This window comes from Streptomyces sp. NRRL S-118 (assembly GCF_000716335.1).
Lineage (GTDB): Bacteria > Actinomycetota > Actinomycetes > Streptomycetales > Streptomycetaceae > Streptomyces.
The window spans coordinates 18,357-24,646 of sequence record NZ_KL591043.1 but is presented as its reverse complement, the minus strand read 5'-3'; the positions used below and the strand labels follow the sequence as shown (position 1 = coordinate 24,646).

Genomic DNA, 6,290 nt, shown 5'->3' with positions numbered 1-6,290 from the left:
CGCGTGCGGGCCGTGCGGCGGGCGCGTGCGGGCACCAACTCCCCCGTGGGGCGGGGCACCGCGGCCACGTATAGTCGTGTGCAGACGTATTCGCCCGTCGGCCGGAGGTTCCACGTGACCGCCTCGCCCCACTCGGACCAGGTGCACGCCGGCCAGGCCATGTACCAGCCGTACACGCTGCCCCTGTACGACTTCGTCGCCTTCAAGTTCAACTGCCGGTTCCTCTTCCGTGTCCCGGTGCCGGAAGTGGTCGCCATGTTCGACCGCAACGTGTCGCCCGACCACCTGGACGTCGGCGTGGGCACCGGCTACTTCCTGGACAACTGCCGCACCGCCCCGCAGCAGGCGATCACCCTGGCGGACCTGAACGAGCACTCGCTGCGCCACGCGGCCCGCCGCCTGGCCCGCTTCGACGTCAGGACGGTCCGGGCCAACGCGCTGGAGCCGCTGCCGCTCCCCGAAGGGGCGTACGGCTCGGCCTCGATGAACTTCCTGCTGCACTGCGTGCCCGGCACGATCCGCGAGAAGGCCAAGGTGCTGGACAACGTCGCGGCGTGCGTCCGGCCGGGCGGGCGCATCTTCGGGGCCACGGTGCTCACCCAGGGCGTACCGGTGGGGGTGGCCGCCCGCGCCACGCTCGCGATGTGGAACCGGCGCGGCGTGATGCACAACTCCGGGGACAGCCTCGACGACCTGCGCACGGAGCTGGCCGCGCGCTTCCCCTCCCACACCCTGACCGTCCACGGCTGCACCGCCCTCTTCGAGGCCGACGTCCCCTGACGGGCGAGCCGGACCCTTCCGTACGCGCAACGGCCCGGCCCGGCGCCCCGCACGAGCGGGGGCCGGGCCGGGCCGTCGTCAGGTGGCCCTCGCTGCTAGGAGCGGCGCGGCACCGGGATCACGTAGCGGCTGAAGAGCAGGTCGCGCAGGACGTCGTCCCCGCCCTCCACGAGGGAGACGTAGCGCATGTCGCGCATCAGCTTGCCGATGGGCAGGTCGTGGGTGTAGCCCAGCCCGCCGAACATCTCGGATCCCACGCTTGCCACGTCCCAGCCGGCCTGGCCGCAGAACATCTTGGCGGTCAGCGCCGACTTGAGCGTGCCCTGCCGGTGGAAGAGGGCCGCGGCGCCGGGGTCCGCCATGATCGCGTCGTACTCGCGGGCGGCGCGCAGGCAGTGGCTCTTCATGACGTCGATCTGCATCTCCATCTGCCCGAGCCGCTGCGCGAAGACCGGGCTCTCCATGAGCACGCCGTCACGGAAGGGCTTGCTCCTGGCGTACGTCATGCAGTGGTCGCGCACGCGGCGGGCGATCCCGATCGCCGTGGCGGCGATCAGGATGCGGCTGGCGTTCAGGCCGATCTCCAGCAGCCGCAGGCCCGAGCCCTCGAGGCGGTTCGCGACGGGGACGCGGCAGCCCTTCAGGCTGACCTGGTACGTGTACGAGGCGCGCAGGCCGATGACGTCCCAGCGCTTCACGATCTCGACGCCGGGGGTGTCGCGCGGGATCAGCACGGCGTGGTACGCCTCGGGGTCCTCCGCCGAGCGGGCCACGACGACGAGGAAGTCGGCGAAGTCGGTGTTGGTGGAGAAGAACTTCTCACCGGTGACGACGAGTTCGTCCCCGTCGGTCGCGACCACGGTCTCGATCTTGCCGAGTTCGCTGCCCGCGGCCCGTTCGCTGCCCAGCGTGGCGCAGAACGAGCCCCGGGCGGCCATGGGCGCCAGGTACCGGGCCTTGAGCTCCTCGGAGCCGTACAGCTGCACCATGCTGGTGCCGAGCACGGAGATGAAGAGCGTGAAGGCCACGCCGGCGTCGCCGTAGGAGATCTCGTTGACGACCTCGACGCTGTCCTCCAGGCCGAGCCCGCGGCCGCCGAGGTCCTCGGGCAGCCACCAGTTGGCCAGTCCGGTCTCCCGGAACTTCTCGTAGACGTCCGAAGGCTTGTCCTCCAGGGCATCCATCTCCGTGTGGGTGCCGCCGAGACACTCCTTGACGAACGTACGGACGGCCTTCAGTTCTTCGGGCTTCATCTCTCCACCACTTCCAGGTCGGGCACGCGCGGGCTCGGAGTCCTCATTCCGAGATCGCCCGCTGTACGAGTGCCTCGATGTCGAGTTCGTCGATGTCGTCGAGTTCATCGGGCTCGGCGTCCGGCAGGCCGGTGGCCTCTTCCTCCGCCTGCTCCGGTTCGGGGAACAGCAGTTCCCTCACCCGCTCCGCCAGGGCGGCGGGCGTCGGGTAGTTGTAGATCACCGTCGCCGGGACGTGGACTCCCGTGTCCTGCTTGACCTGGTTGCGGAACTCGACGCCGCTGAGGGAGTCGAAACCGATCTCCTGGAAGGTCATGTCGGCGTCGATGTCGTCGGCGGACGGGTAGCCCAGCACCACCGCGGCGGTCTCCAGCAGCAGGGCCACCAGTTCCTCGCGCTGCTCCTCCGGCGCGAGCGCGGCCAGCCTGTGCGCCATGGCGGACCCGCCGCTCTCCTCGGCGGCGGCGGGCGGCCCGGAGGGCGCGGGCGCGGAGGCGGGCCGGACGAGGGTGCGCAGCAGCGCCGGCACGGTGTCCTGCCGCAGCGCGCCCCGGTCGACCTGCACGGGGAGCTGGAGCCGCTCGTCGGAGGCGAGGGCGGCGTCGAACAGCGCGGTGCCCTTCTCCGCCACCAGCGGCGCCATGCCGTGGCGCCGGAAGCGCGCCAGGTCGGCTTCGCCGAGGGTGCTGGCCATGCCGAGCTCCCACGGGCCCCAGGCCAGGGCGTGCGCGGGCAGCCCCGCCCCGGCGCGGTGCTCGGCGAGGGCGTCGAGGAAGGCGTTGGCGGCCGCGTAGTTCGCCTGTCCGGCGTTGCCTATGACGCCCACGACGGAGGAGAAGAGGACGAACGCCGACAGGTCCATGTCCTTGGTGAGCTCGTGCAGATGCCACGCGGCGTCGGCCTTGGGCGCGAACACGCGGTCGATCCGCTCCGGCGTCAGCAGTTCCACGGTGGTGTCGTCGAGCACGCCCGCCATGTGCACGACCGCGGTGAGCGGTGCTTCCCGCGGGATCCGCGCGAGCTGCTCCGCCAGGGCCCGGGCGTCGGAGACGTCGCAGGCGGCCTGCATGACGCGGGCGCCGAGCCCGGTCAGTTCACCGGCGAGCCCGGCGGCGCCGGAGCGGCTGAGGAGCATCAGGTTGCGCACTCCGTGCTCGACGACCAGGTGCCGGGCGAGCAGGGCGCCCAGGCCACCGGTCGCACCGGTGAGCAGAACCGTTCCGTCCGGATTCCAGGCGGGCCGCTCGGCGGCCGGGGCGGCCGGGACCAGCCGCGGTGCGTGGACCGTGCCCTGGCGGACGGCGAGCTGCGGCACGGTCACGTCCAGGTTCTCCAGCGCGCGCAGCGACTGCTCGGTGCCATCGGTGTCCACGAGGACGAACTGGCCGGCGTGTTCGGCCTGCGCGGAGCGGACCAGGCCCCATACCGGGGCGAGGGCCGGATCCGGCGTCTCGCCGGGGAGGACGGCCACGGCGTTCCTCGTCACGATGACCAGCGGGCGGTCGTGGTGCTCGGCCAGCCGCCGCTGCACCAGTTCGAGCGCCTTGTGGGCGCCGGCCCGGGCGGCCGCCGGGACGTCGCCCCGCCCGTCCGCCTCGACGTGCACCAGGTCGGCCGGCCGGTCCGGCTGCCCCGGGTCCGGCTGCGCCGGCGCCCAGCGCACGGCGAACAGCGAGTCGGCCAGGGAGGCCCTGGCCAGCTGGTCCGCCGAGGCGGGCATCAGGGCGAGGGAGCCGACGGTCAGCACGGGCGTGCCGTCGGGGGTGGAGACCGACAGCGACACCTCGGTGTCGCTGATGCGGGCCGCGCGGACCCGCAGCCGGCCCGTTCCGCGTGCGTGGCAGGTGACGCCGGACCAGGAGTACGGCAGGACCGCCTGCGTCGGGTCGTCCGACACCATCAGGGACAGGACGGGGTGCAGCGCGGCGTCGAAGAGGGCCGGGTGCACGGCGAACCCGTCCCCGGCGTGCGGCACGTCGTCGGGCAGCTGGACCTCGCCGTGGACCTCGTCGCCGAGCCGCCACAGCGAGCGCAGCCCCCGGAAGGCGGGGCCGTAGCCGTAGCCCCGGCCGGCGAGGTCAGGGTAGAAGCCGGACAGGTCCACCGGCTCGGCGCCCTGCGGGGGCCACACGTCCACGCGGGCGCCGGGGGCGGGGGCCTGCGGGACGACGTGTCCGGCGGCGTGCAGGGTCCAGGCGCCGGAACCGCCGCCGGAGGCGGGACGGGAGTGGACACCGACGGGACGCCTGCCCGACGGCTCCGCCTCGCCGACGACGACCTGCACCTGCACGGCGCTGCCGGTGAAGGTCAGCGGTGCGTGGAGGGTCAGTTCCTCGACGGCGCGGCAACCGGTGTCCTCGGCGGCGCGCAGCGCCATCTCCACCACGGCCGCGCCGGGGAAGACGGTGGTGCCGAAGATGGTGTGGTCCTCCAGCCAGGGCCGGCTCGCGAGGTCGATCCGCCCGCTGAACGCCACCTGGTCGCCGACGGCGAGTTCGGTGGCGGCGGCCAGGAAGGGGTGGCCGACCGCTTCCAGCCCGGCGCTCGCGACGTCGCCGTGCGGCTCGGCCTGCTGCGCCCAGTAGCGCTGGTGGTCGAAGGCGTAGGTGGGCAGGTCGACGGGCCGGCCGGCGACGCCGACGGCGTCGAGGTAGGCGCGCCAGTCGACCGGGACGCCGGCGACGTGCAGACGGGCCAGGGCCTCGGCCGCCGAACGCCGCTCGGAACGGCCCTTGCGGGCGAGGGGGATCGCCGTCACGCCGGCGTCGGTGAGGATGTCGGAGGTCATGGCGGACAGGACGCCGTCCGGCCCGACCTCGACCAGCACCTCGGCCCCGGCCTTGACGGCGGCGGCGGCCCCGTCGGCGAAGCGTACGGCGTCGCGCACGTGGCGCACCCAGTACCCGGGCTGCTCCAGCTCGCCCGGTTCGGCGACGGCACCGGTCACGTTCGACACGACCGCGAGGCGCGCGGGCGCGTAGACGACCGACTCGGCGACGCGCCGGAAGTCGTCGAGCATGGGGTCCATGAGCGGTGAGTGGAAGGCGTGCGAGACGCGCAGCCGGGTGGTCTTCCGGCCCTGGGCGGCCAGGGCCGCGGCGACCTCGGTGACGACGTCCTCCGCGCCGGAGACGACGACGGCGGCGGGGCCGTTGACAGCGGCGACGGAGACGCTCCGCTCGTGGCCGGCCAGGGCGGCCCGGACGTCGTCCTCGCTCGCCTGTACGGCCACCATGGCCCCGCCGCGCGGCAGCGCGCCCATCAGGCGGCCGCGTGCGGCGACCAGGCGGGCCGCGTCGGCCAGGGAGAAGACGCCGGCGACGTGCGCGGCGGCCAGTTCGCCGATGGAGTGCCCGACGAGCACCGCGGGCTCGACCCCGAGGGACACGAGGAGCCGGTAGGCGGCCACTTCGAAGGCGAACAGCGCGGGCTGCGTCATCGCGGTCCCGTCGAGCAGTCCGGCCGCCTCGGAGCCGGGCTCGGCCGAGACGACGTCGTCGATGCGGTGCTCCAGCAGCGGGTCGAGTGCGTCGCAGACCTCGCGCCAGGCGTCGGCGAACGCCGGGAAGGTCCCGATCAGTTCGCGGCTCATGCCGAGGCGCTGGCTGCCCTGCCCGGAGAACAGGACGCCGACGGCGGGCGGCGCCGAGGCGTGGCCGGTGACGACACCGGAATCGCGCCGCCCCTGGGCCAGGGCGTCCAGCCCGGCGAGGAGTTCCTCCTGGTCCGACCCGATGATCACGGCGCGGTGGTCGAAGGTCGCGCGCCGGGTGGCCAGGGACACGGCGACGTCGGCCGGGTGGGCGGCGGTGCCGGCGGCGAGTGCGGCGCCGAGCTTGCGCGCCTGTCCGGCGAGCGCCTTGGCGCTGTGCGCCGACACGGTCCAGACCGTGTCGCCGCGGGGCGGCTCGGCCACCGGTCCGGCCGACGGCCCGTGCGGCGGTGCGGCGGGCTCGACGCGGTCACCCTGCTCGATGATCACGTGGGCGTTGGTGCCACTGATGCCGAACGAGGAGACGCCGGCGCGCCGGGGGCGGTCCGCCTCCGCCCAGTCGCGCTGCTCGGCCAGCAGCCGTACGGCGCCCGAGGACCAGTCGACACGGCTCGACGGCTGCTCCGCGTGGAGGGTCCTGGGCAGCACCCCCTCGCGCATCGCCATGATCATCTTGATGACGCCCGCGACGCCGGCGGCGGCCTGGGTGTGTCCGATGTTGGACTTCAGCGACCCCAGCCACAGCGGTTCCTCGCGGTCCCGGC

3 protein-coding genes are annotated in these 6,290 nt (G+C 73.9%); 1 reads left to right on the top strand and 2 read right to left on the bottom strand.

Translation table 11 applies throughout. From position 1 onward, the window contains the following. The first annotated feature begins 114 nt into the window (after positions 1-114). Positions 115-780 carry a class I SAM-dependent methyltransferase gene (locus IH00_RS0135760; RefSeq protein ID WP_052411909.1) on the top strand — a complete coding sequence of 222 codons (666 nt, stop codon included), beginning with the start codon at positions 115-117 and terminating at the stop codon, positions 778-780. Positions 781-875: 95 nt separating this feature from the next. On the opposite strand, the gene IH00_RS0135755 is transcribed toward IH00_RS0135760, so the two are convergent. Both IH00_RS0135755 and IH00_RS39300 read right to left on the bottom strand, forming a co-directional pair. Continuing rightward, positions 876-2,033: an acyl-CoA dehydrogenase family protein gene (locus IH00_RS0135755; RefSeq protein WP_031080613.1), complete on the bottom strand. Its 1,158-nt coding sequence runs from the start codon at positions 2,031-2,033 to the stop codon at positions 876-878. 43 nt (positions 2,034-2,076) lie between these two features. Then, the coding region (locus IH00_RS39300) for a type I polyketide synthase (RefSeq protein ID WP_039947783.1) at positions 2,077-6,290 on the bottom strand (4,214 nt) is incomplete at its 5' end.

Coding starts and splice junctions, on each gene's coding strand:
- IH00_RS0135755 (WP_031080613.1), bottom strand. CDS start 2,033: ATGAAGCCCGAAGAACTGAAGGCCGTCCGTACGTTCGTCAAGGAGTGT.